The organism is Acidobacteriota bacterium, assembly GCA_020853395.1.
GTDB lineage: Bacteria > Acidobacteriota > Vicinamibacteria > Vicinamibacterales > SCN-69-37 > JADYYY01.
Window position 1 is genome coordinate 125,242 of record JADYYY010000004.1, and the last position, 19,573, is coordinate 144,814.

Annotated in this window: 18 protein-coding genes and 1 pseudogene; 6 read left to right on the plus strand and 13 right to left on the minus strand. The window is 70.0% G+C overall.

The features are described from left to right. Positions 1-67: 67 nt before the first annotated feature. The 5 genes from IT184_04105 to IT184_04125 are packed head-to-tail and all read right to left on the minus strand — an operon-like array spanning position 68 to position 5,397. Positions 68-574, minus strand: coding sequence for a DUF3341 domain-containing protein (locus IT184_04105; protein ID MCC7007978.1), 507 nt, complete (start codon positions 572-574; stop codon positions 68-70). Beyond that, positions 571-1,941: a polysulfide reductase NrfD gene (gene nrfD, locus IT184_04110; protein MCC7007979.1), complete on the minus strand. Its 1,371-nt coding sequence runs from the start codon at positions 1,939-1,941 to the stop codon at positions 571-573. Before nrfD ends, IT184_04105 begins: the two co-directional genes overlap by 4 nt. Beyond that, positions 1,938-2,627 carry a 4Fe-4S dicluster domain-containing protein gene (locus tag IT184_04115; GenBank protein MCC7007980.1) on the minus strand — a complete coding sequence of 230 codons (690 nt, stop codon included), beginning with the start codon at positions 2,625-2,627 and terminating at the stop codon, positions 1,938-1,940. Before IT184_04115 ends, nrfD begins: the two co-directional genes overlap by 4 nt. 12 nt (positions 2,628-2,639) lie before the next feature. Further along, a complete protein-coding gene (locus IT184_04120) occupies positions 2,640-4,871 on the minus strand; it encodes a molybdopterin-dependent oxidoreductase (GenBank protein ID MCC7007981.1) in 2,232 nt (743 codons plus the stop codon). A gap of 13 nt (positions 4,872-4,884) precedes the next feature. After that, positions 4,885-5,397, minus strand: coding sequence for a cytochrome c3 family protein (locus tag IT184_04125; GenBank protein ID MCC7007982.1), 513 nt, complete (start codon positions 5,395-5,397; stop codon positions 4,885-4,887). 274 nt (positions 5,398-5,671) lie between these two features. Here IT184_04125 and fdhD point away from each other — a divergent pair, with 274 nt between their 5' ends. The 3 genes from fdhD to IT184_04140 all read left to right on the plus strand — a co-directional run bounded on the left by fdhD (position 5,672) and on the right by IT184_04140 (position 8,457). Next, complete coding sequence (gene fdhD, locus IT184_04130; protein ID MCC7007983.1) at positions 5,672-6,484, plus strand: formate dehydrogenase accessory sulfurtransferase FdhD; 813 nt, start codon at positions 5,672-5,674, stop codon at positions 6,482-6,484. A gap of 95 nt (positions 6,485-6,579) precedes the next feature. After that, positions 6,580-7,341: a glycosyltransferase family 2 protein gene (locus IT184_04135; protein ID MCC7007984.1), complete on the plus strand. Its 762-nt coding sequence runs from the start codon at positions 6,580-6,582 to the stop codon at positions 7,339-7,341. Between the two features lie 18 nt (positions 7,342-7,359). Further along, entirely contained in the window at positions 7,360-8,457 is a 1,098-nt protein-coding gene (locus IT184_04140; GenBank protein ID MCC7007985.1) for a glycosyltransferase, read from the plus strand. A 43-nt stretch (positions 8,458-8,500) separates the two neighbouring features. On the opposite strand, the pseudogene IT184_04145 reads toward IT184_04140, so the two are convergent. From IT184_04145 to IT184_04180, 8 genes and pseudogenes are all read right to left on the minus strand, one after another. Further along, positions 8,501-9,045 (minus strand): annotated as a pseudogene (locus tag IT184_04145) (putative metal-dependent hydrolase). Between the two features lie 60 nt (positions 9,046-9,105). Then, complete coding sequence (locus tag IT184_04150; protein ID MCC7007986.1) at positions 9,106-10,638, minus strand: serine hydrolase; 1,533 nt, start codon at positions 10,636-10,638, stop codon at positions 9,106-9,108. A gap of 56 nt (positions 10,639-10,694) precedes the next feature. Then, positions 10,695-11,582 carry a TIGR02757 family protein gene (locus IT184_04155; protein ID MCC7007987.1) on the minus strand — a complete coding sequence of 296 codons (888 nt, stop codon included), beginning with the start codon at positions 11,580-11,582 and terminating at the stop codon, positions 10,695-10,697. A gap of 2 nt (positions 11,583-11,584) precedes the next feature. Beyond that, a complete protein-coding gene (locus tag IT184_04160; GenBank protein MCC7007988.1) occupies positions 11,585-12,205 on the minus strand; it encodes a hypothetical protein in 621 nt (206 codons plus the stop codon). A gap of 54 nt (positions 12,206-12,259) precedes the next feature. Further along, entirely contained in the window at positions 12,260-13,600 is a 1,341-nt protein-coding gene (locus tag IT184_04165; protein ID MCC7007989.1) for a dihydroorotase, read from the minus strand. Further along, positions 13,597-14,553 carry an aspartate carbamoyltransferase catalytic subunit gene (locus IT184_04170; protein MCC7007990.1) on the minus strand — a complete coding sequence of 319 codons (957 nt, stop codon included), beginning with the start codon at positions 14,551-14,553 and terminating at the stop codon, positions 13,597-13,599. Before IT184_04170 ends, IT184_04165 begins: the two co-directional genes overlap by 4 nt. Beyond that, positions 14,550-15,080: a bifunctional pyr operon transcriptional regulator/uracil phosphoribosyltransferase PyrR gene (gene pyrR / locus IT184_04175; GenBank protein MCC7007991.1), complete on the minus strand. Its 531-nt coding sequence runs from the start codon at positions 15,078-15,080 to the stop codon at positions 14,550-14,552. Before pyrR ends, IT184_04170 begins: the two co-directional genes overlap by 4 nt. Before the next feature lie 185 nt (positions 15,081-15,265). Beyond that, positions 15,266-17,035, minus strand: a complete 1,770-nt coding sequence (locus IT184_04180) for an alkaline phosphatase family protein (protein ID MCC7007992.1) — start codon at positions 17,033-17,035, stop codon at positions 15,266-15,268. A 23-nt stretch (positions 17,036-17,058) separates the two neighbouring features. Here IT184_04180 and IT184_04185 point away from each other — a divergent pair, with 23 nt between their 5' ends. Genes IT184_04185 through pyrF form a run of 3 tightly spaced genes read left to right on the plus strand, consistent with a single transcriptional unit; the run spans position 17,059 to position 19,532 of the window. After that, complete coding sequence (locus tag IT184_04185) at positions 17,059-17,883, plus strand: dihydroorotate dehydrogenase electron transfer subunit (GenBank protein MCC7007993.1); 825 nt, start codon at positions 17,059-17,061, stop codon at positions 17,881-17,883. Between the two features lie 6 nt (positions 17,884-17,889). Further along, positions 17,890-18,816: a dihydroorotate dehydrogenase gene (locus IT184_04190; protein ID MCC7007994.1), complete on the plus strand. Its 927-nt coding sequence runs from the start codon at positions 17,890-17,892 to the stop codon at positions 18,814-18,816. Continuing rightward, a complete protein-coding gene (pyrF, locus tag IT184_04195; GenBank protein MCC7007995.1) occupies positions 18,813-19,532 on the plus strand; it encodes an orotidine-5'-phosphate decarboxylase in 720 nt (239 codons plus the stop codon). Before IT184_04190 ends, pyrF begins: the two co-directional genes overlap by 4 nt. Positions 19,533-19,573: the final 41 nt, after the last annotated feature.

Consider the following 19,573-nt stretch of genomic DNA (forward strand, 5'->3'; position numbering starts at 1 on the left):
GCCCACGAGACCAGCGTCCATGATCAGGCGGCGCTGCGAGGAATTCAAGTCCGCGGACGCGCGCGGACTATACGCGTTTGACGATGGCGCCGGCGGGCGCCGCGAGGATGCGCGTGAGATCCTCCACCGTGCGCTCCACCGGGTCCTCGACGCCCACCAGGATCTGCCCGTTCGTGACCTCGGTGTCGTAGAGCAGCCGCTTCGATCGGGCGGGCAGGCTGGCCGAGACCAGCAGGGAGATGACGGTGGCGAGGATCGAGCCGAGCATCGTGCACTCGAAGATGATGACCATGTTGGGCCACCACGGCGTGATCGGCATGCCGCCGGTGACGACCGGCCACAGCAACTGCCCGGTGCGGGTCAGCCAGGTTCCAAGGCTGAACCCGATCAGGGCGCCGAGGCAGGCGATGTACCACATCCTCGTGCGCCGATCGGCCTGGAAGAACTCGAAGTCCTCCATCGGGTACGGCGTGATGATCGTGATCTGATCCAGGCTCAGGCCCGACGCGCGCAGGCCGTTGACGGCCTGCTGTGCGGCGTTGCCATCGCGGTAGAGCGCGTAGACGGCGTTCACAGGTGCAGCTCCCCGAGCGGATGCGTCTTCGTGGCGGGCGGCAGCAGCCGCGGCGACGGGTGCTCGCCTCCCTTCAGCTCCCAGATCGAGATGATCGGGACGAACTTCGCGAACAGCACGTAGAGCATGATCATCGCGGCGAACGTCGCCGTCATGACGATCAGCTCGACCGGCTGCGGCAGGTACGTCTGGCCGTAGGCGTACGGCAGGTACTTGTTCTTGAGCGACGGCACGACGATCAGGAACCGCTCCAGCCACATGCCGATCACGACGCCGAACGAGACGATGACGCAGCCGGTGATCGTCCGCAGCTTCCGGATCGAGAGCACGATGACCGGCAACACGAAGTTGACGATGACCATCGTCCAGTAGAGCGGCGAGAAGGAGCCGTGCTGGTTCGTGTTGAACACCACCATGTCGGCCGGCTCGTTGCCGTACCAGGTGACGAGACGCTCGTTGAAGACGAAGTACCCCCAGAGCAGGCTCATGACGAGCAGCAGCTTGCCGAGGTTCTCGAAGTGCACGGGCTGCAGGTACTCCTGGAGCCCGAGCACCCGGCGGAGCGTCGCCATCGCGATGATCAAGCCGGCGATGCCGCTGAAGATCGCGCCCGCCACGAAGTAGGGGCCGAAGATCGTCGTGTGCCACATGGGCACGGGCGCCATCGAGAAGTCGAACGACACGATGGTGTGGACCGACACGGCCACCGGCACGATGGCGATCGCCATGATCTGCATCGCCGATTCGAGCCGGTACCACTGCTTGGGCGTGCCGCGCCAACCGAGCGCCAGCAGGCCGTAGATCCGGTGCTTCAGGCCGGTGGACTTGTCCCGGATGATCGCGAGATCCGGGATCATCGGCAGGAACAGGAACAGCAGGCTGCCGGTCAGGTAGGTGTTGATGGCGAAGAAGTCCCACATGAGCGGCGACCGGAAGTTGGGCCAGAGCAGCCGCTCGTTCGGGTACGGCGCCAGCCAGTAGAAGAGCCACGGCCGCCCGAGGTGGATGATCGGGAACATCGCACCGATCATCAGCGCGAAGGCGGTGATGACTTCCGCGCACCGCGTGACCGGACGCCGCCAGCCCGCGTTCACCAGCCGGAGGATCGCCGAGATCAGCGTCCCGGCGTGGCTGATGCCGATCCAGAACACGAAGTTCGTGATGTAGAAGCCCCAGAACACCGGCCAGCGCAGCCCGGTGATCCCGAAGCCGAAGTAGAGCTGGGAGCTGAAGGCGATCGCAGCGGCGACGACGACGCTGAGGAGGAGCGAGACGAGCAGGTAGAACCGCCAGGTCGTCCGCACCGTGGGGCGCAGCAGATCCTCGACGAGCTTGTCTTCGACAACGGCAGCAGGAGCGTGGGTCATGACTGTGTCTGGCGCGAGAGATACGTGACGGACGGCCGCGTGCCCAGGTCCTCGAGCAGCTTGGCGCCGCGCGGCAGCTCGGCGAGGCGGGAGACCTCGCTCTCGGGATCGTCGAGGTCGCCGAAGACGAGCGCGCGGGGCGCGCAGGCCTGCACGCACGCGGGCTGAATCTCGCCGTCGTGCACGGGCCGGCCCTCCGCGCGCGCGCGGCTCTGCGTCGCGCGGATGCGCTGCACGCAGAACGTGCACTTCTCCATCACGCCGACTTCGCGGAGCGAAACGTCCGGGTTGAGCTGCAGTTGCAGCGGCTTGTCCCAGCTCGGGTTGTAGAAGTCGAAGAACCGCACGCTGTACGGACAGGCGTTCGCGCAGTAGCGCGTGCCGATGCAGCGGTTGTAGACCTGCGCGTTCAGGCCGTCGGCCGTCCGATGGCTCGCGTAGGTCGGACACACCGGCTCGCACGGCGCCGCCTCGCATTGCTGGCACATCACCGGACGGAACTTCAGCTTCACGTCAGGGAAGTCCCCCTCCCAGTAGCGTTCCACGCGGATCCAGTGCTTGGCACGGCCGCGCGCCGCCTGATCCAGCCCCGCCGGTCCGATGTTGTTCTCCGCGTGGCACGCCGTGACGCACCCGCTGCATCCCGTGCAGCGGTCGAGATCGACGACCATTCCCCATCGCGCCATGAGCTGTCCTTCCTAGAGCCGATGCGCCGGGTGCGCCTCGCGCATGCCGCCGGCGAACAGGATCAAGCTGCCGTCCTTCTCGCCGACCTTCGCGATGCGCACACGCGTCGCGGCCCAGGCGAGGCTGCCGGTCTCCGGCTCGGTCACCGCGCCGAGCAGCTCCGCGGGGTTGACCCCACGGCCGCTCGCGTACCGCGTGTACGTCCGGTGCCCCTGCCCCATCGGCATGGCGATCAGGTACGGCGCCAAGCCTGGCGAGACGACGGCGGGCGCGCGCAGCGAGCCGCGCGGCGAGGTGATCTCGATGACGTCGCCCAGCGAGATGCCGAGCTTGGTCGCCGTCTCGGTGCCGACCTCGACCCAACTGCTCCACATCGCCGACGTCAACGGATCCGGCAGCTCCTGCAGCCACGGCAGGTGCGCCGTCGCGCCGTCGCCGAACGCCTGCGACGGGTACGGCAGGAAGTGGAACGGATACTCGCCCGCGTCGCCGTCGAAGGCCGGCTCCGTGCGGGCGACCGTGCGCGTGACCGCGGGCTCGGCCGGCGGCACCGTGCTGCGGGCCGCGCCCCACCAGCCGCCCTGCTCGGTCGCCTTCGTCCACGCATCGGCCGCGCCGGGCTGCAGCCGCTCGACCGACGCCTGCAGCATGGCCTCGAACGACGCCGGCAGCGCGGGCGTGAGCGGCCGCTGCAACCGCTTCGAAACGTCGATGAGCACGTCCGGCATCGCGCGCGTGTCGTACAGCGGCCGCATCACCGGGCCGGCCACGCTCGCAATCGGATCGAGCGAGCCCGACTCGGGCAGCGCGTCGACCCACGATTCGAGGAACGAGTGATCGGGGAGGATCAAATCCGCCAGCACGCTCGTGTCGTCGAGGAAGCTGCCGAAGCTGGCGATGAACGGCACCTTGAGCAGCGCGTCGCGCACACGCCACGCGCGCGGCGACGCGTGCACCGGGTTGGCGCCGTCGATCAACACGGCTTCAACGGGCGACGCCGACGCGCCGAGGATCTCGCCCGCGACCGCACCAATCGTGCGCGCCGGCCGGTTCGACCCGGCCTCGAGCTGCGGCATGAAGAACAGGCCGCCGGGACGTTCGACGCCCCCCACGAGCGCGTTCAGCGCGTTGACCGCCAGCGCGGTGAAGAGGCCGTTGGTATGCCCGAGCGGCGGACCGGACACGACCGCGACGGCGGGACGAATCTCGCCGAACTGCCGGGCCAGCCGTTCGATGCGCGCCGCCGGCACGCCGGTGAGCTCCTGCACGCGCGCCGGCGTGTACTCGGGAAGCCCCGATGACCAGCCGTCGATCAACCGTCCGGCGCGACCCGCATCGGCCGCCGCGGCCAGCTTGGCCGCCATGATCACGTGCGCGATCCCAAGCGCCAGGATGCCTTCGGTCGCCGGCCTCGCCGGCATCCACTGGTCCGCGCTCGCGCCCGTTTGCGACATCCGCGCTTCGACCTGCACGAAGACGCCGCGCACGCCGAGCCGCCCCTGGCGCATCTCGCCGTAGCTCGCGTTGTGCGCGACGGGCGAATTCCAGGTGCCGAGGAAGTCGGCGCCGAAGCTCAACACGAATCGCGCTCGCGCCAGATCGATCGTCGGCAACTGCGATCGCCCGAAGCTCAGCCCGTTCGCACGCCTCAGCACGTCGTCGCCGAACAGCTCGGGGCTGAGGGCCGGCGGCGCGCCGAAGCGCGACAGGAACGTGTCGACGAGCGTCCGCCGCTGGCTGCGGCCGGGACGGACGAGACACGCGAGCGCCTGTTGGCGTCCCGCGCCAGCCAGCCGATCGAGCGCGGCCGCCAGCTCGCCAATCGCCTGGTCCCACGAGATCGCGACGTAGCGGCCATCGCCCCGTTCACCCGCGCGTTTGAGCGGCTGGGCGATGCGATCCGGATGGTAGGTGACCTGGATCGCAGCCTGACCTCGCGGACAGAGGCCGCCGTGGCTGGAGGGATGCTGGGCGTTGCCGTCCAGCTTCTTGGCCACGGGCTTTCGGACGACGCCCGCCTGAGATCCGCGAACGACCTCGACATCCGCGTCCATGACCCGCACCGTCAGCCCGCAGCCGTTGGCGCAGAGCGGACACACGCTCGGCTTCCACACGGCGATGCCGGGTTCGATGTCCTCGTCGGGGACGAAGCGGATGAGCGTGTGCTCGGGGTTCCCGCAGGCGGCGAGCGCGCTGGTGGTGCCCGTAACGGCAGTGAGCTTCAGGAAGTTGCGACGATCCATGGATCCGATCCGCTCAGTTGTGGCAGGTGAGGCAGTCGTCGGGAGCGTTGTTCTCCCGATGACAGGTCACGCAGAAGCCCATCGTGTGATTCACGTTGCGGCGGGCGACGGTCTGGTTGGCGACGTCGCCGTGACACTTCGTGCAGTCGATGCCGGCGCGGATGTGCGGAGCGTGCTGATACCGCACGTGCTGCTGGGGCACGAAGCCGTAAACCCGTTGCCACGCGAGGTCCTCGCCGCGCGCAGCCGCCGCCGTAATCTGCTGGATGCGCGGCTTGTCGGTCGCGAGCGCGGCGTGACACATCATGCAGGTCTTCACGCTCGGCAGACCGGCGCGCGGGCCCTTGGTCACCGTCGCGTGGCAGAAGTCGGTGCACTTCAGGCCCTTCTCGATGTGGATGTTGTGCGGGAACTCGACCGGCTGGACGGGTTCGGCGCGGAGGTCGAAATGCTCCCGCACCGCCGCCATGACCGACGGTCGCGCCGTGGTGAACACGCCCGAGCGTTCGCCCGGCAACGGCGGCATCGAAGAGGTCGACGGCGGGGAACTGGGAACCAGGTTGCGGCAGGCCGCGCCGATGGCTGCGCACCACAGGACGGCACAAACGAGAAGAGCACCACGCACGCGCACGAAGCTGCGCCTCCTTCAAGAGCCGCGCCAGTCTACTGCCGCGACGACCGTGGCAATATGACAACGATCATGCGCGGGTTCGGCCGGACGCTCAAGGAAAATGCGGCGGATCGCGCCCGAATCTCCGCAACGGCGTCTACAGTATAGTGAGTCCGTCGTCTCGAGCCGCATGAGACCCGCCGTTCGCGCGTTCGATGTGGTCCGCGTGGAAGGCGGGCTGAGCCGGGCCGATCGCGACCGCGTCGCCGTCGAACTTCCGCTGGAAGTTCGCCTCGACAGCCTTCCCTTCTCCGTCATCATGCGCACGCCGGGCGACGACGCGGCGCTCGCCCTGGGCTTCCTGCTGTCTGAAGGCGTGATCGACCAGGGCCCCGACGTCGAGCGCATCGACCTGGACGAGGTGGAGCACGTCATCAACGTGTGGCTCGTGCCAGGGTCGGAGGCGGCGATCGATCGCGCGCTGAGCCAGCGGCGAGAAGTGCTGATGAACGCCTCGTGCGGGATGTGCGGCCGGCGCACGCTCGAGTCGCTCACGCTCGACCGCCCGCCGTTTGCCGATCGCTGGACCGTGCGCGCCGACGTGGTGCTCGGGCTGCCGCAGGCGCTCGCGGCCGCACAACCGTCGTTTCAGGAGACCGGCGGCCTCCACGCCGCCGGCTTGTTCGATCGCGATGGGCGCCTGCTCGACAGCGCCGAGGACGTCGGCCGCCACAACGCCGTCGACAAGCTGCTCGGCCGCATGTGTCAGGCGGGCCGTCTCCCGCTCGACCAGATGCTGCTCTGCGTGAGCGGCCGGACGTCCTTCGAGATCGTCCAGAAGGCGTGGGTGGGCGGCGTGCGGCTCGTCGCCGCGATCTCCGCGCCATCCAGCCTCGCGATCGATCTCGCGCGCGAGGCCGGCATGACGCTCGTCGGGTTCGTCCGCGACGATCGATTCAACGTCTACGCGCATCCCGAGCGGGTCATCGCCGCGCCGGAATGAACCGCGGACTCCCCAGTTCGCACGCGTCGAATCCGGCCCGCTGCACGCGGCGCCGGCAGCCCGCCGCCCCGGCGGGCCGCTGATATAGTCGGCGCGTGCCGAAGCTCGCCGCCGTGGTCATCACGCTCAACGAGGCCGCGCACATCGAGGCCTGCCTCGAGTCGGTCGTGTGGGCGGACGAACGGCTGGTCGTCGACAGCGGGTCGACGGACGACACGGTCGAGCGCGCGCGCGGAGCTGGCGCCACGGTGACGGTGCGCGAGTGGCCGGGCTACGCGGCACAGAAGAACTGGGCCGCCGGCCAAACAGGCTGCGACTGGATCCTGTCGCTCGACGCGGACGAGCGGGTCTCCCCCGCGCTTGCCGACGAGATCCGCCACGTGCTCGCGCAGCCGCCCTCGGCGGCCGGGTTCCGCATGCCGCGCGTCACCTGGCACCTCGGCCGGTGGATTCGCACGACCGACTGGTATCCCGACTACCAGCTCCGCTTGTACGACCGCCGTCGGGCGCGCTGGACGCCGGCGCGCGTCCACGAGTCGGTGAAGGCGGACGGCGCGGTCGGCCGGTTGACGGGCGAGATCCAGCACTACGCGTACCGCGACATCAGCCATCACCACCAGACGATGGATCGCTACACGACGCTCGCGGCCGCCGAGATGTTCGATCGCGGCCGGCGCGCGGGCCTGCCGGATCTGCTTCTGCACCCGCCGGCGGCGTTCCTCAGGAACTACGTGCTGCGCCGTGGGTTCCTCGACGGCGCAACCGGCCTGATCGTCTCGGCCATGAACGCGCACTACGTGTTCCTGAAGTTCGCCAAGCTGCGCGCGATGCAGATGCCGCGCGTCCCGGAGCGCTGACGGCCCGCGGACCGTCCGATGCGCTCCGTTCATCTCGACACCGCCCGAACGTGGAGAGGCGGGCAGAACCAGGTCCTGCTCACGGTCCGAGGCCTGCCGGCGCTCGGCCACGACGTGGTGCTCGTCGCGCACGAGCATGGCGAGCTGCTGAAGCGGGCGGCCGCGACCGTCAAGACCATCGGCCTGCTGCCGCGCAGCGAGTTCGACGTCCAGGCGGCCTGGCAGCTCCGCCGCATCTTCGACGAGGAGCGGCCGGACGTCGTGCACGCCCACGACCCGATGGCCGTCTCGCTCACGGCGATGGCGCTGCAGATGGCCGGCGCCCCGCCGCGCCGCCCGCTCGTCGTCGCCGCCCGGCGCGTCGACTTCCACCTGAAGCACCACGCGTTCTCCCGGTGGAAGTACCGCTCGGTCGATGTGTTCATCGCGGCGTCGCGCGTGATCGCCCAGATTCTGGTGGCCGATGGCATCGACCGCGACCGGATCGAGGTCGTGCACGACGGCGTCGATCTCGCGGCGATCGACGCGGAGCCCGCCGTCGACGCGCACGCGGCCTTCTGGCTCCCGCACGGCGCGCCGATCGTGGGCAACGTCGCGGCGCTGGCGTCGCACAAAGGGCAGGCGCACCTCGTCTCGGCCGCGGCCGAGGTGGTGCGGGCTCACCCCGACACGCGGTTCCTGATCGTGGGCGAAGGCGAACTGCGCGAGCCGCTGGAACGGCGGATCCGGGAGCTCGGGCTCGAACGCCACGTGCTGCTGACCGGCTTCCGTCCGGATGCGATCGGCCTGATGAAGTCGTTCGACGTCTTCGCGATGAGCTCGATCACCGAAGGGCTCGGATCGGCCATCCTCGAGGCCATGGCGTGCGGCCGTGCGGTCGTGGCGACCACGGCCGGCGGCATCCCGGAAGCCGTCGTGGACCGCGAGACCGGATTGCTCGTCCCGCCGCGCCACGACGCCGAGATGGCCGCCGCGCTGCTCGAGGTCCTCCGCGACCGCGCGCTTCGCGATCGGCTCGGGCGCGCCGGCCGCGCGCGCGTCTCGACCGCGTTCAGCGTGGATCAGCTCGTCGCGGGCACGGCGGCCGTGTACGAGGCGCGCCGGCCTCGGTCCTGATCCGGCGAACTGAACCGGCGTCTCGCACCCGGAGCCACCCGGGTCACCAGCCCTGCCGTTTGCGCAGCGCGGTGATGTGCGCGACGTGGTGCTTCCCGTGCCACGCGTAGAGCGCCAGCAGCCGCTCGATGGTCATGGGCCCGCGCTGAGGGTGGACCATCGGCCGCGCGAACTGCGCAGGCTGCAGCGCTCGCAACGCGATCACGAACCGCACGTGCAGTGCTGCGAGGAGGTCGAGCGACGGGCGACGTCCGGATCAATCGCATCGGGCAACTGGGCCCACGCGGCCTCGTCGTACGGCCGAATCGCCGGGTTCTCTTCGGTGAGCGCGAGCTTCAGCCTCACGTACGCGTTCGCGTGGCTGTCGACGAGGTGATGCACCACCTGCGCGGGCGTCCATCCGCCCTCGCGATACGGGGTCAGAAGCTGCGCACGGCTCAGGCCCCTGACAGCCTCGCGCACGAGCGAGGGCGCCGACGCGATCTCGTCGATCGACGTCCGGTGAAGAGCCGGCGAGTATTCGGCCGGCGGCGTGAAACGCCCGATGGGGTAGCGGAGGTCATCTGAGATCTCGGAGGATTTGGACATCGTGAGATTGGATTGACGGATTGAAGGTCTCGAAATGGCGACTGGAGATGGCACATCCGATCAGCGGGTCGCCGGCACGTGGCGCGGCACGGCCGCCACGAGCTTCGCCAGGGCATTCTTGATCCCTTGCGTGCCGATCGTGTTGCCTTTGTAGTGGCCCATGCGGACGACCACGAGATCGTGCGACGGGATGATGAACACGTTCTGCCCTCCCGCCCCGGCCATGTAGTACGCATCGTCAGGAATCGGAAAGGCGCGGTCGCCGTTGATCCAGAAGAACCCGCCGTAGATCGGCCGCCCGTCAGCGCGCCACGCGGGCGCCACGCTGCTGACGAAGCGGACGAATCCTTCCGGCAGCAGCCGCGCGCCCTGCCACACGCCGTCCTGCAGATACAGCAGGCCCAGCCGCGCCCAGTCGCGCGCCGACATGTAGTCGTTGCCCTGCGTCAGGAAGTTGCCGAACGCGTCGGTCTCGATCACCGCGCTCCGGATCCCGAGCCGGTCGAACAGCGCGCGTTGCGGAAACGCGAGGTACGACTCACCTCGCTTCTCGACGGCGAGCCGGATCAGGTAGTTGATCAGCACGGGATCCGTATTGTGATAGCGGCCCACCTGCCCTGGTGGCCACTGCAGCGGCCGCGTGGCCGCGAAGCGGAAGACGTCTTCCGCCGCGGTGTAGAGGTAGAGATGATCGGGATACGGTCCCTTCGGATCGTAGTCGGGATCCTGCGGCGCCTTGCTGCGCAGGCCGCTCGACATCTGGAGAATGTCGGCGATCCGGATCGCGGCGCGCGGATCGCCGGGAGTCTGCCACTCAGGAATCGGCGCCGGCTGCGTCAGCCCGTAGACGCCTTGGCGGATGAGCAGGGCCATCAGCGTCGCTGTCGTGCTCTTTCCCATCGACCAGCTCTCGAGCGGCGTACGCATCGTGATCCCCGGCGCGTACCGTTCGGCGATGATGCGGCCTTTCCAGACGGCCACGAAGGCGGCCGTCATCTCACCGGCAGGCGCAAACGCCGCGTCGAGGGCGGCGCTGACGGCGGTCCTGTCGAGCTCAGCCGGCCACGGCTCGGCGGCGGCCGCGTCTCCCATGGGCCACGGCTGACTCGATGCGTCCGGCAGATTGGGCCCGACGGTCTCCGGCACGAAGTGCACGTCCGTCTCGCCGCGCCGCAGGGCCACGCAGCCCTGGCTGCCAGCGACCTTGGCCGTGCGGGTCACGCCGTTCGGCATCGTGACGTGCACCGCACGCCGGGCGCGATCGATGGCCGGCTTGCCGACGTTGGCGCGGGACGCGTACGGGCTCGTGAAGTAGCCGACGTTCTCCGCGGCGAACTCCGGATCCAGTCCGGTGATGAAGACCGCCGAGCACATGATCTTCGCGAACGCGGCGGTCTCGTGTTCCAGCCGGTCTCCCGGCGGCGGCACGTACGGCGTGTCGAGCTCGAGCGCTCTGGCGCGCGCGACGAGCGCCTCGTTCGTCGGCAGCGGCGCCTGAACGGCGGCCGGCGGCGGCGTGCCGGTGGTGCCGGCCACGCAGCCACTCAGGGCCAGCGCCACCGCCAGCAGGCACGCGATCGTGCGTTCGATCATCGGCAGAGATCCTCGATGCCCATCCTACAAGGGTTGCTCCAGGAAGTTGACGAGCGTCAGTCTCGACGTCGTCCGGCCGGCCGGCAGAACGCGTTCAACGGGCACTGCCGGTTGCCGCGCCGCGTGCCCCATCCGCACGCGCCCATCATGCTGAGATGGCAGAGCGAGAAGTCGTACCGAACGGGGTCCTCCGGATCGCAGGCGCGGAGTGCGCTCGTGATCTCGGCCGCCATTCGCCACCCGGGCGAGGCTCGGCTGGTGAGACGCAGGCATCGTCCGACGCGGATGGTGTGGGTGTCGAGCGGCACGATCAGCCGCGCCGCGCGCACGCGCTCCCACCCGCCAGGGTCGACGCGATCACGCCGGACCATCCAGCGGAGGAAGAGGTTCAGGCGCTTGCACGCCCCGCCGGTCGACGGACGCGAGAAGAAGTAGTACACGCCAGGCGCGGACGGCACGCGCCCGCCGTACGCGGGCTCCAGATCGACGCTGCGCGCCGCCGCAGACCACTGCTCCAGACCAGGCGCGACGTCGGCGGCCTCGGGATCGTCGCCGGCCATGAAGGCCGCCTCGAGCGATCCATGGGCGGTGAGGAAACGGCGCAGCACCCACAACAGCGCGACGAAGTCGTCGCCGCGCGTCCATCGGTGGACGATCCCGCGCAGCGGCGTGCCGTCGCGCGCCGGATCGAAGGATCGGACGAACTCGGCCGGCGACGGCCCCATCACGGCCGCGACGGCCTCGATCGAGGCCATCACGGAGGCGACGCGGCCGAACGCCAGCGCCGCAGCGACGAAGGCGACGATTTCACGATCGGCCACTGTTTGGTAGCGCCGGACGATCTGGATCGGATCCAGCGCGGAGTCCGGCGCATTGAACTGGTCGTAGAGCGCGTCGAGCGCCGGCCGCAGTCCGGCGGCCGAGCGGCGCGCCCCGCCGGCCATCGTCAGAACGCCGTGACGGGCACGCCCGCGCGGCACTGCGGACACTCCGAGACCGCGTAGTTCTCGGTGGCCCGGTACTCGGCCAGGGCGACGTTCGGAATGCCGAGATCGACGAGCGGCTCCAGCCGATCGTAGATCTGCACGGTCGCGATCACCGTGCCCCCTTCGGCCTCGATCACCGACTTGGCGCGCTCGAACGTCTTGCCGGTGTTCCGGACGTCGTCGGCGAGCAGCACGCGGCGGCCCGCGACGACCGTGCGATAGAACGGACGGAGCATGAGGTTGCCGGCGGCGTCCGACGACACCGGCGCGAAGCTGGTCGGCGGCGTGCTCAGGCTGCGCCGGCCGTCGAGCAGTCCGGCCATCGTGTGGGCCAGCAACGCCCCGCCGAGCACCGGGCCGGCCACGACGTCGGTGGACGACACGAGGTCTTCGGGCAGCACGTCGATCAGATCCTGCGCCAGCCGCCAGATCAGCGACGGCTGCCTGAAGATCCGGTGCGCGTTGAGATACACGCGGCCGTGATAGCCGTTGCCGTAGTCGAAGTGCCCGTCGAGCATGAGCACCTCGAATTGCTGGAGGTTGGCAAGCGCTTTTCTACGCAGGTCGTCGCGGCGGCTCATACGGTCCTCGAAATGTCGTGCGGGCGTCGTGCGGTCATCTCGTGCGTTCCGCGCTCACGCGGGATCGGACGGCAGCGTCAAGCCGGGCACGGCGGCGTTGACATACACGATTCGTCCACCCACGATCGTCGCGGCCACCGCGCCGGTGAGCGTCCATCCGTCGAACGGCGTGTTCTTCGATTTGGAGCGGAGGTCGGCGGCATGAACCGTGACCCCGACGTCGGGAGCCAGCACGGTGATGTCGGCGGGACCGCCGGCAGCGAGCGTGCCGCCGGGAACACCGAGCACCCGGGCCGGCGCGGCGGACAGCAGCTCCACGAACCGGTCGAGGCCGATCACGCCGGCGTGCACGAGCCGATCGAGACAGAGCGGCACGGCTGTCTCGAGACCGACGATCCCGAACGGCGCGTTGTCGAACTCGAGCGCTTTCTCGTCCGCATGATGCGGGGCGTGATCCGTGGCGATGACGTCGATTGTGCCGTCCCGGAGCCCGTCGATCATCGCGAGGCGGTCGGCTTCGTCCCGGAGCGGCGGGTTCATCTTGAACTTCGTGTCGTATCCGCCGTGTGCGAGGAGCGCCTGGTCGGTCAACACGACGTGGTGCGGCGTCACTTCGCAGGTGACGTGAATCCCGCGCGCCTTGCCTTCGCGCACGGCGCGCAGCGACTGCCGCGCGCTCATGTGGGCGACGTGCACGTGCCCGCCGGTCAGTTCCGCCAGCGAGATGTCGCGCTCGACCATCACGGATTCGGCCGCGCCGGGCATCCCTCGCAGGCCGAGCATCGCGGCAGCCGTCCCTTCGTGAATGACCCCTTCGCCCTTGAGCGACGGGTCCTCGCAGTGGTCGATGACCGGCATCTGGAACATCGACGCGTATTCGAGCGCGCGGCGCATGAGCAGCGCCGTCCGCACCGGATGCCCGTCGTCGGAGATCGCGACGCAGCCGGCGGCGTGCAGGTCGCCGATCTCGGTCAGCTCCTCGCCCTTCGATCCCTTCGACACCGCACCGATGGGATACACCCGCGCCAGGCCGGCCTCGGCCGCCCGCTTCAGGATGAACTCGGTCACCGGCGCCTGATCGTTGACCGGCGTGGTGTTCGGCATGCAGGCCACCGCAGTGAAGCCGCCCGCCACCGCGGACGCGAGACCGGTGGCCACCGTCTCCTTGTGCTCCTGGCCCGGCTCCCGCAGGTGCACGTGCATGTCGATGAGGCCCGGCGTGACGACGCAGCCGGCCGGGAGCTCGACGACGGTGGCACCATCGACCGGCAATCCCTTGCCGACGGCGCCGATCCGCGGCCCGTCGATGCGAATGTCGACGTGCCCGTTCCACCCCGCGACGGGATCGACGAGCCGGACGTTCCTCAACAGCAGAGCCCTCGGCGCCGTGGTCATCCCTTCACGTCCTCCCCTTCGCCGCCGGCGAGCAGGTAGAGCACTGCCATCCGGACGGCCACGCCGTTGGCCACCTGGTCGAGAATCACCGACCACGGGCCATCGGCCACGTCGGAATCGATCTCGACGCCGCGATTCAGCGGGCCGGGATGCATGACGATCACATCGGGCGCCGCCCGCCGCAGCCGCTCGCCCGTCAGGCCGAACAGCGAGAAGTACTCGCGGACGGAGGGAAAGAACAGCCCGTGCATCCGCTCGTGCTGGACGCGCAGCATCATCACGACGTCCGCGCCGTCGACCGCCTCGTTCATCGACGACGTCGCGCGGACGCCGAACTGATCGAGGCCGACCGGCATCAGCGTCGGCGGTCCGCAGGCGACGACGTCAGCGCCCATGCGCGTGAGGAGCAGAGCGTTGGATCGGAACACGCGGCTGTGCAGCAGGTCGCCGATGATCGCGACGCGCAGCCCGGCCAGCCGCCCCTTGCGCTCGAGAATCGTGACGGCGTCGAGCAGCGCCTGCGTCGGATGTTCGTGCATGCCGTCGCCGGCGTTGATGATGCTGCCGCGGCAGATCCTCGACAGGTGATGCGCGGCGCCGGACGCCCAGTGGCGCATCACGATCATGTCGGGCGCCATCGCTTCCAGCGTCCGGGCGGTGTCGGCGAGCGTCTCGCCCTTCGACACGCTCGAGCCGGCCGTCGTCATGCCCAGCGTGTCGGCGCTCAGCCGCTTCTCGGCCAGCTCGAAGGACATCCGGGTGCGGGTGCTGGCTTCGAAGAACAGGTTGATCACGGTGCGCCCGCGGAGCGCGGGCACCTTCTTGATGGGCCGCAGCGCGACTTCCTTCATCGCGAAGGACGTCTGGATGATCAGCTCGATCTCCGAGGCGTCGAGCTCGCCGATGCCGAGCAGGTGACGGCTGCGCAGGCTGGTGGCTGCCGCGACGGTCATCCTTGCACCTCCACTTCGTCGCGCCCGTCCGTCTCGGCCAGGCGCACCTGCACGGTCTGTTGACGAGAGGTCGGGACGTTGCGGCCGACGTAATCGGCGCGGATCGGCAGCTCGCGGTGTCCCCGATCGACGAGCGCGACGAGCTGGATGGCGCGCGGCCGCCCGAAGTCGATGAGCGCGTCGAGCGCCGCCCGAACCGTCCGGCCGGTGTAGAGCACGTCGTCGACCAGCAGGATCACGCGGCCGTCGATCGAGAACGGGATCTCGGTGCGGCGGATGACCGGCTGCGATCCAGCCGCGTGCCCCATGAGGTCGTCGCGGTACAGCGTGATGTCGAGCGCACCGGTCGGCACCTCGACGCCGCTCAACGCTTTGATCGCGGCGGCGAGGCGCGCGGCGATCGGCACGCCACGCGCGCGAATGCCGACGAGCGCGAGGTCCTCGATGCCGCGGTTGTGTTCCAGGATCTCGTGCGCGATCCGCGAGATGCTCCGCGAGACGCGATCCGCGTCCATCACGATGGGCATCAACGCCTCCAAGCCGCCGGGAACCGGCTGCGCCACATCGAGGATGCCGAGAAGGAGAGAGACGGGAGAAGACGACGCGCGGGAGAAGAGCTCGACATGACACCTCTTTGCGGCCTCGCGGGACCGCATTAAAGAGCAGGAGGCAGTCTATCACGCGCGCGAACCGCCGGCACGCGACGCCTTCCCTACCGCTCGTGCGTCGCGACGTACTTCACCGGGTGATCGAGCTGGAACGTCGACACGAACAGGTCGCGGCGGGCGAAGCCGTCCATGTCGCGGCCGACTTCCGCGCCCATGTAGTACAGGACGGTCGGCGCCAGATCGAGAATCGATCCCGGCCGCGGTTGGCCGTGTGTCACGGCCGTGCCGTACGCCAGGAGGAACCCGGCTGGCGCGCGCTCGTTCGTGCCCGTGTCGTCCCGCCTGCCGAGCAGCCTCGCCACGAGCCGCGCGCGGGGTCCGGCCGGCTCCATGCCGAAGCCCGACACCACGAGCAGCAGGTCGCCCGGTGCGAGACGGTGGAGCGCGCCGCCGACCTCGGCGTCGAGATACTCGTAGTACTGATCGAGCGGCGACCGTTGCGGATCGACGCGCCGAGGTTCGCCGAAGAGCTCGGGCTGGGCCTCGCGCAAGTAACGGCGTCCCACCTCGGCCAGCCCTTCGTAGCGCACGGCCGTCAGCCGCGGCGCGAACTGCTCGGCCAGCTCCGACGCGGCGTCGCTGTACGCGCGGTCCCATCGCACGCCCTCGAGCCCGGGCGGCGCCATCGCGCCTTCGGCCAACGCCGGCAGCACCTCGTCCCATGGCGCGGACATCCAGCGATCGAACACCGGCCGCGCCACGTCGACGGCAGTGGTGGGATCGCCCGCGCTGGCATCCGCCAGGCGAAGCGGCGAACCCGTTGCCTCGTCGAACTGCTCGCTCAGCACGTAGCCGCGATCCGCCCTCGCAGGGTAGGTCACGGGCCAGCCGGCGATCCCGGACGCCAGGCCGTAGTCGGCGAGGATGTCCCAGATCGGCCGCGCGACGAGCGATGCAGCCGTCGGAGGCGCCTGCCCGACGAAGCCCTGTTCGGGCAGTGCCGTCGCGAAGCAGTACTTCGGCAGGACGTCGGCGGCCACCGGATCGGCCGGCGTGACACGGTAGGCCGCGCGCGATCGAATGCCGTTCTTGCCGGAAGCCTTGCCGGTCGCGGCGGCCGCCCAGACCGGCTCGGCGTCGGTGGGCGTGATCGTCGCCAGATCGACGACGGCGCCGCGATCGAGCAGGCGGCCGAAGTTCGGAAGCTGCCCGATTGCGACGCGCTGCCGGATGAATCCGAGCGATGCGCCGTCGAGCGCGATGATGCGGACGCTCGGCGCGGACGTGAGCGGCAGGCGCGGCGCGCGGAGGGCCGGATGCGATTCATCCGCCGATCGGCGCGGCACCCGCACGAACGTCTCTCCAGGGCCGCGGAGCCACAGCGGCACGGCCACCGAACCGCACAGCGCCGCTATCAGCAAGGCCGTCACCGGCCGGCCGCCGCGGCGCCGGTCCGCGTAGCGCAGCACCACGATGCCGGCGAGCACGGCGGCACACGCCGTAACGGCCCACGCGCCGGCTCGCATGCGATCGACGGCCTCGTCGCTCAGCACGGTTCGAAAGATCTCGAGGTTCGCCCAGGTCAGCGCGGCGGCGCCCGCGGTCATCACGGCGCCCAGCCACGCGAGCACCCTCACGCTCAGCCAGGCCGGCCTGAGCGGACGCAGCGACAGCAGATCGCGGCCGAGCATCAGGAAGTACAGCAGCACCGTCAGGTAGGGCGCATAGAACGCGACGACGGCGCCGAGCCACCGCACGGCGGTCGTCGACAGCAGCGGCAACTGCGGGTTGACCTGGAAGATCAGCGCCGCCAGATACGTGGCAGCGAGCACGCCGCCCGCGACGGCGTTGGTCAACATGCGGAGATAACGCATGAGTCTATATACTGGCCCGAGTCATGCCCGTCGACGTCGACGCCGAGGTGCTCGCGAACACCCGGCTCTCGCCCGACTACAACGTGCTCGCACTGGCCGCGCCGGACGTTGCGCGCCTGGCGCGCCCCGGCCAGTTCGTGATGATCAAGACCGCCCCCGGCCTCGATCCGCTGCTGCGCCGGCCGTTCTCCATCTTCGAGATCCTCCGCGACGACGACGGTAGCCCGCGCGGCATCACGCTGTTCAACAAGCGGGTCGGACGCGGAACGTCGAGGCTGTTCTCGGCGGAGCCCGGCGACGTGTGCGCCGTGCTCGGCCCGCTCGGCCAGCCATTCGTGCCCGTCGATCCACCGGACGACGCGTGGATGGTGGCGGGCGGCGTCGGCCTCGCGCCGTTCGTGACGTTGGCCGAAGCGCTCGCCGCGCGCCGCACGCCGATGACCTTGTACTACGGCGGGCGCACCGCGGGCGACCTGCACTACCGCGAGCTCTTCGCCAGGCTGGGCGCGCGGCTCGTGCTCGCGACCGAGGACGGCAGCGCCGGCGTGCGGGGCCGCGTCACGGTGCCGCTCGAGCGCGATCTCGCGAGCCGCCCTCCGGCGTCGGCCGTGACGATCTACGCGTGCGGCCCTACGCCGATGATGCGGGCGGTCGCTGCCTTGGCGGCCGGCGCCGGCTGCCCGGTGTTCGTCTCGCTCGAACCGGTGATGGGCTGCGGGATGGGCGGCTGCTACAGTTGCGTCGTGCCCGTCCAGCACGACGGCCGCGAGCACTTCGTACGGTCGTGTCTCGACGGCCCCGTGTTCGACGCGTCCAAGCTCGTCTGGGACCGTCTCGTCGCGCACTGAGGGCGCATGGATCTTTCGGTCGCCATCGGCTCGCTCACCCTCCGCAACCCCGTGATCGCCGCATCCGGCTGCTTCGGCTACGGCATCGAGTACGCGGAGGCGATCGACCTCACGACGCTCGGCGGCGTCGCCGTCAAGGGTCTGTTCCTCGAGCCGCGTGAAGGCCACGCGCCTCCGCGGATCGTCGAAACCCCCGCAGGCATGCTGAACGCGATCGGCCTGCAGGGGATCGGCGTGCACCGCTTCGTCGCCGAGAAACTGCCCGAACTGCGGCGTCTGGGCGCCAGGGTCATCGTCAACGTGTGCGGGTCCACGATCGAGGAATACTGCGAGGTCTCGCGCGTGCTGTCGGACGCCGAGGGCGTCGGCGCGATTGAGCTCAACATCTCCTGCCCGAACATCAAGGAGGGCGGCATCCAGTTCGGCTGCAGCCTCAGCGGCACCTACGACGTCGTCAGTGCCGTCAGGAAGGTCACCGCGCTGCCGCTCATCCCGAAGTTGACACCGAACGTGACGGCGCCGGCGTCGTTCGCGCGCGCCGCCGAGGACGCCGGCGCGGATGCGATCTCGCTGGTCAACACGTTTCTCGCGATGGCCATCGACGTCGAGACGCGCCGTCCGAAGCTCACGAACGTGCTCGGCGGGCTCAGCGGACCTGCGATTCGGCCGATCGCGGTTCGCATGGTGTGGGAGTGCTTTCAGGCCGTGAAGATCCCGATCGTCGGCATGGGCGGCATCACGAACGCCGAGGATGCCCTCGAGTTCATGATCGCCGGCGCGTCGGCCGTGCAGATCGGCACCGCCAACTTCGTCGATCCGTTCCTCTGGGGCAAGGTGGTGGACGGGATCTCCGGCTACTTCCGACGGCACGGTCTCGATCGGGTCCGCGATCTCGTCGGCCAGGTCGACCTGGCGGCGAGGGCGCACGCGTGACGACGAACCCGATTCTCGCCGCACTGGACGTCGCGGACGCCGGCGAGGCCGTCGCGCTGGCGGCGCGGCTGCGGGATGCCGTCGGCGGCGTGAAGATCGGCAGCCAGTTGTTCACGTCGGCCGGCCCAGACCTCGTCGAGCGATTCGTCGCCGACGGGCACCGCGTGTTCCTCGATCTGAAGTTTCACGACATCCCGAACACGGTGGCGGGCTCGGTGGCGGCCGCGACGAGCCTGGGCGTCTGGATGCTCAACGTGCACGCGAGCGGCGGCCCCGCGATGCTCGAGGCCGCGCGCCGGTCCGCGCACGAGACGGCGGCCGCGCGCGGGCTCGCCCGGCCGCTGGTCATCGCCGTCACGGTGCTGACGAGCCTCGACGCCTCTGCCCTGCGATCGGTCGGCATCGACGCGTCGCCGATCGATCAGGTCGTGCGCCTGGCGAGGCTGTCGCGCGACGCGGGTCTCGACGGCGTCGTCGCGTCTCCCCAGGAAACGGCCGCGATTCGCGCGGCGTGCGGCCCGGACTTCGTGATCGTCACGCCGGGCATCCGCGGCGGCAGCGCCGCGGCCGCGCCCGACGACCAGCAGCGCACGTCGACGCCGGCCGGCGCGATCGCTGCCGGCAGCTCGTTTCTCGTGATCGGCCGTCCCATCACGGCCGCCGCGGATCCGCAAGCCGCGGCGCGCAGGATGCTCGCCGAGGCGGCCGGACGCTAACGTACAAAACAGAGCCGGGGCGCCGCGGCCGTGACACGGCC

Bases quoted from the DNA above. Each gene is read 5' to 3' on its own strand.
- IT184_04140 (MCC7007985.1), top strand. From the start codon at position 7,360: ATGCGCTCCGTTCATCTCGACACCGCCCGAACGTGGAGAGGCGGGCAG.
- IT184_04170 (MCC7007990.1), bottom strand. From the start codon at position 14,553: ATGACCGTCGCGGCAGCCACCAGCCTGCGCAGCCGTCACCTGCTCGGC.
- IT184_04185 (MCC7007993.1), top strand. From the start codon at position 17,059: ATGCCCGTCGACGTCGACGCCGAGGTGCTCGCGAACACCCGGCTCTCG.
- nrfD (MCC7007979.1), bottom strand. From the start codon at position 1,941: ATGACCCACGCTCCTGCTGCCGTTGTCGAAGACAAGCTCGTCGAGGAT.
- IT184_04125 (MCC7007982.1), bottom strand. From the start codon at position 5,397: ATGCCGCCGTTGCCGGGCGAACGCTCGGGCGTGTTCACCACGGCGCGA.
- IT184_04150 (MCC7007986.1), bottom strand. From the start codon at position 10,638: ATGATCGAACGCACGATCGCGTGCCTGCTGGCGGTGGCGCTGGCCCTG.
- IT184_04155 (MCC7007987.1), bottom strand. From the start codon at position 11,582: ATGGCCGGCGGGGCGCGCCGCTCGGCCGCCGGACTGCGGCCGGCGCTC.
- pyrR (MCC7007991.1), bottom strand. From the start codon at position 15,080: ATGCCCATCGTGATGGACGCGGATCGCGTCTCGCGGAGCATCTCGCGG.
- IT184_04160 (MCC7007988.1), bottom strand. From the start codon at position 12,205: ATGAGCCGCCGCGACGACCTGCGTAGAAAAGCGCTTGCCAACCTCCAG.
- fdhD (MCC7007983.1), top strand. From the start codon at position 5,672: ATGAGACCCGCCGTTCGCGCGTTCGATGTGGTCCGCGTGGAAGGCGGG.
- IT184_04115 (MCC7007980.1), bottom strand. From the start codon at position 2,627: ATGGCGCGATGGGGAATGGTCGTCGATCTCGACCGCTGCACGGGATGC.
- IT184_04190 (MCC7007994.1), top strand. From the start codon at position 17,890: ATGGATCTTTCGGTCGCCATCGGCTCGCTCACCCTCCGCAACCCCGTG.
- IT184_04165 (MCC7007989.1), bottom strand. From the start codon at position 13,600: ATGACCACGGCGCCGAGGGCTCTGCTGTTGAGGAACGTCCGGCTCGTC.
- IT184_04180 (MCC7007992.1), bottom strand. From the start codon at position 17,035: ATGCGTTATCTCCGCATGTTGACCAACGCCGTCGCGGGCGGCGTGCTC.
- IT184_04120 (MCC7007981.1), bottom strand. From the start codon at position 4,871: ATGGATCGTCGCAACTTCCTGAAGCTCACTGCCGTTACGGGCACCACC.